Origin of the sequence: Ligilactobacillus sp., assembly GCF_036846325.1 — a bacterium.
Taxonomy (GTDB): domain Bacteria; phylum Bacillota; class Bacilli; order Lactobacillales; family Lactobacillaceae; genus Ligilactobacillus.
The window spans coordinates 1-3,839 of sequence record NZ_DAIUCE010000132.1; the positions used below are offsets into that span (position 1 = coordinate 1).

Annotated in this window: 3 protein-coding genes; 1 reads left to right on the forward strand and 2 read right to left on the reverse strand. The window is 47.6% G+C overall.

Annotated elements, in window-relative coordinates:
• Positions 1–155: 155 nt before the first annotated feature.
• Entirely contained in the window at positions 156–1,058 is a 903-nt protein-coding gene (locus V7Z60_RS09210; protein WP_334117523.1) for a proline-specific peptidase family protein, read from the reverse strand.
• Between the two features lie 276 nt (positions 1,059–1,334).
• Between V7Z60_RS09210 and bsh the strand changes: the two genes are divergently transcribed.
• Positions 1,335–2,309 carry a choloylglycine hydrolase gene (gene bsh, locus V7Z60_RS09215; RefSeq protein ID WP_334117524.1) on the forward strand — a complete coding sequence of 325 codons (975 nt, stop codon included), beginning with the start codon at positions 1,335–1,337 and terminating at the stop codon, positions 2,307–2,309.
• A 717-nt stretch (positions 2,310–3,026) separates the two neighbouring features.
• On the opposite strand, the gene V7Z60_RS09220 is transcribed toward bsh, so the two are convergent.
• On the reverse strand, positions 3,027–3,839 hold an 813-nt coding region (locus V7Z60_RS09220; RefSeq protein ID WP_334117525.1), incomplete at its 5' end, for a CocE/NonD family hydrolase C-terminal non-catalytic domain-containing protein.

The window sequence follows — 3,839 nt, forward strand, 5'->3', positions numbered from 1 at the left end:
GCGAGACACAGATTTTCCACCAAGTTTGGTGGGCGAAGCACAGATTTTCCACCAAAATTGGTGGGTGAGACACTGGATTTTCAAAAACTGCAAAAATGCCGGACAAGATCAGGCGGCCTGCACCCTCATTTGTTCGGCATTTCATTTAATTCAAATTAAAAGGTTCCGTTCTCAACATCCAGCAGAAACTCCTTCAAGTGTGCAAAGTACACGGGAGCATTGTCGATCATATGATGATGGCCGCCGTTTGGAGTCGTTACAAAACGGGCGTGAGGAATGGTTTCTGCCATGCGCCTTCCCGTTTCAAGGGGCATCGTTTCGTGTTCGCCGTAAGTGATGAGCGTTGGCACGGAAATGTTGCTGATCTTGTTTCTGATGTCCCAGCCGTCCAAAGCACCGGTGATGATGAATTCATTGTCGCCCTGGAAGTAGTTGTAGACAGGAGTTGCGACGGTGCTTGTCAAATGTCTGATTGCAGGCGGCTGCTTGCGGTCGACGTAGCCGCAGTTAAGTTTGTCAATCAGCTTCTGGTAGCGTTCGTTGTCATAGTCGCCGGAATTTTCGCATTCCTTCATGAAGTCAAGATCGTCTTTTGAGTATTCATGTTCGCGGATCTTGTTGATGTTGACGATGTATTCGGCAATGTTGTCGGTCATGCTGGAAATGATGATGCCCTTGAGGTGCTCTGGATACTTCAGGGCATATTCCTGGGTAATTGCCCCGCCCCATGACTGACCGATGAGGTAGAAGTCGTCGATGCCGAGTTTTTGCCGGACTTCTTCAATTTCATCAACAAAATAGTCCATTCTCAAGAATTTGTCGACGTTTTCCTGCCTGGTGAAATCCGGCTGGTCAGAATACCATGAGCCGAGCTGGTCGTACATTGTAACCTGAACGTCTATGTCCTTTAATTTTTCAGCAAAATTTTCATAATATTCATGGTTGCCGCCTGGTCCACCGTGAAGGCAAAGTAAGCGGATTTTTCCGCCGACGTTGTCAGTGTGGGTCCATAAATGGTAGCCGTTGTCTAAAGTAAGGATTGTCGTTCCTTCACGCATGATAACACCTGATTTCTAATGTGATACATTAATTTTAACACTCTTTCTTAGAATCAGCGTCAAATTTTGCATGATTGTCATCGGCAAAACCAATTGTGGTTGTCTTGTGACCCGTTTTTCGGACTATATAATTTTTAATAAGGTTTATCTTATTATTTAGATTGTTTTCATCTTCAAAAACCCATCTATAATTCTTCACTCAGGACGCTAAAAAACGTCAATATTCATCAATTTTCTGTGTTAGAATACTAGATAAACAGTTAGGAGGTGTTAATTATGTGTACAGCAGCAACGTATACTGGCAAGGACCACTATTTTGGTCGCAATCTTGATTTGGAGCTCTCCTACAATGAGTCCGTGACGGTTACGCCACGCAAGTTTCCGTTGAAGTTTCGTCAGGTGCAGGATATGAACGAACATTTTGCCATCATCGGGATGGCAACGGTGGTCGCTGATTATCCGCTCTATTATGATGCAACGAACGAAAAGGGCTTGAGTATGGCAGGGTTGAATTTCCCGGGAAATGCAGATTACAAGGAACCTGCAGAAGGTGTCGACAATGTCGCATCCTTTGAGTTCATTCCCTGGGTTCTCGGACAATGCGAAACTGTATCCGATGTTCGTGAATTGCTTGCAAAAATCAACATCACGAATGTCAAGTTCAGTGAACAATTCCCGCCAAGCCCATTGCACTGGATGATTTCCGATAAGAATGAGTCGATTACGGTTGAACAGACGAAGGCGGGACTCAACGTCTATGACAACCCTGTCGGCGTAATGACGAACAATCCTGAATTTCCATTCCAGATGTTCACGTTGAACAATTATCGCCGCGTTTCTCCAAAACCTGTCGCATCAACTTTTGCAGATGGTCTTGAACTCGATGAATATACCCGCGGCATGGGCAGCATGGGTCTGCCGGGCGATCTTTCGTCCAACTCGCGTTTCATCAAGGCAACGTTCACGAAGCTCAACGCACCGAAGATGGATGATGAAAACACGAGCGTCAGTCAATTCTTCCACATTCTCGGGTCCGTTGAACAGCAGAAGGGATGCTGCGACGTCGGCAACGGCAAGTTCGAATTCACGATTTATTCTTCATGCTGCAACGTCGACCGCGGAATCTACTACTATAGGACTTATGACAACAGCCGGATCACGGCAGTTGACATGCACAGGGAAGACCTTGATTCAGCAGACTTGAAGTCATACAAGCTGATTGAAGAACAGCAAATCTTTATGCAAAACTGAAACTGAGTTGATCACGATGTTTCGTTGAGTGTCAGGGTACGTATTTTCTGAGCTTATTGTATGGTTTTCTCGTTTTCGAACGTGCCCTGAACAGCAATTATCTGGTATGTGTCTGTTTCAGCCGGGGATCGCAGGGGATTTGCGATCCTCAAGGGGAGATGCGCGATTCGGGGAATGATTGCGGAAACGTGATTCATTCATTGTGCATCATTATTTTAGAATTGAGGGCCGGATTAGCCAATTACGTTTGATGCAACTTATCCTTGCTATGAACCGTGCTCTCGGTTTGCAATTTATACAGTCTATTTAAAGGAAAATGCCGAACAAGGCGGTCGATCTGCGACTGACTTTGTCCGGCGTTTTTTTGCAGTTTTTGAAAATGCAGTGTCTCACCCACCAAACTTGGTGGAAAATCTGTGCCTCACCCACCAAACTTGGTGGAAAATTTGTGCTTCACCCACCAAACTTGGTGGAAAATCTGTGCCTCGCCCACCAAACTTGGTGTAAAATCTGCGCCTCACCCACCAAACTTGGTGGAAAGTGCAGTCCTGGATTACGGGCAAAACGACGATTTTGGGAATTCGCCCGTAAATGTCGGCCTCCGATTACAGACAGCGCCTCTAGTCACAGAAGAATAGCATGCACACAAAAACCCAGATCAAATCTGCATTCGGTGCAGATGATCCGGGTTTTCAATTCGGGCAGCTTTTCTGCCATCTACTTCAGTTCCTTGACGTTCAGCGTCAGGCGGGTTTTCGTTCCGTCCAAGGTATAACGGATGTCTTCGTTTCCGCGAACGGTCATCCCCATGTCGGTCGAATAAACGATCAGAACGAGTTTATGCCCTGCCTTGATCCGGTGAAGCATCGGCTGCAGGACGACTTCGATGTCAACGTATTCGCCGGCCGAAAGATCGTCTGCATGCCACAGGTTCGTCCGGTTCTGGAGGTTAATGTGACCCTTCGTGATCATCTTGAACGGGGTCGCCTTCTTCAGCTTGAATTCCATCAGGTCGTCAGTGCGCCAGTGGAAGCCGCAGTCAATGGCCTTGCGTGCAAGTGTGGAGGGAACTTCGCCCAGGCGTCTGTCCATGCCGTAGTCGATGAGCATGAAGCTCAGCATGCCGTAGTCGCGCGAACTTTTGACTCTTAAGGAAACCTTTGGCGCGCCTTCAAGAACGATGTCCCTGTCAAATGCAGTGCTTTTCCACACGATGCGGTTAGAATCAAGCGGCGTCCCCTCGGAAGCCAGATCGTGTTCCCATTTGTCCGTGTCGCTGACGTATGCTTCGAAATCCTTTTGATCAAGACTGTCCCTGAACTGCAGTTCCTTGTCGTGACAATTGCCGTCGTGGCCGTCAGCACTGCATTTTTCAGCGGATAACGGCTTGAGCCTGCCGCAAGGCGCTGCCTTCAGAACGACTTCTTCCGCATCCTCATCAATCCACGAATCCTTGGCATGCCAGGTGCCTTCTTCGGTGTTGTCCTGGACCAGAACGTCCGGCAGAAGCTTTTCCGCACCGTTGTCCAG

Excerpts from the sequence above, each read along its gene's own strand:
- V7Z60_RS09210 (WP_334117523.1), bottom strand. The coding sequence starts at position 1,058 with ATGCGTGAAGGAACGACAATCCTTACTTTAGACAACGGCTACCATTTA.
- bsh (WP_334117524.1), top strand. The coding sequence starts at position 1,335 with ATGTGTACAGCAGCAACGTATACTGGCAAGGACCACTATTTTGGTCGC.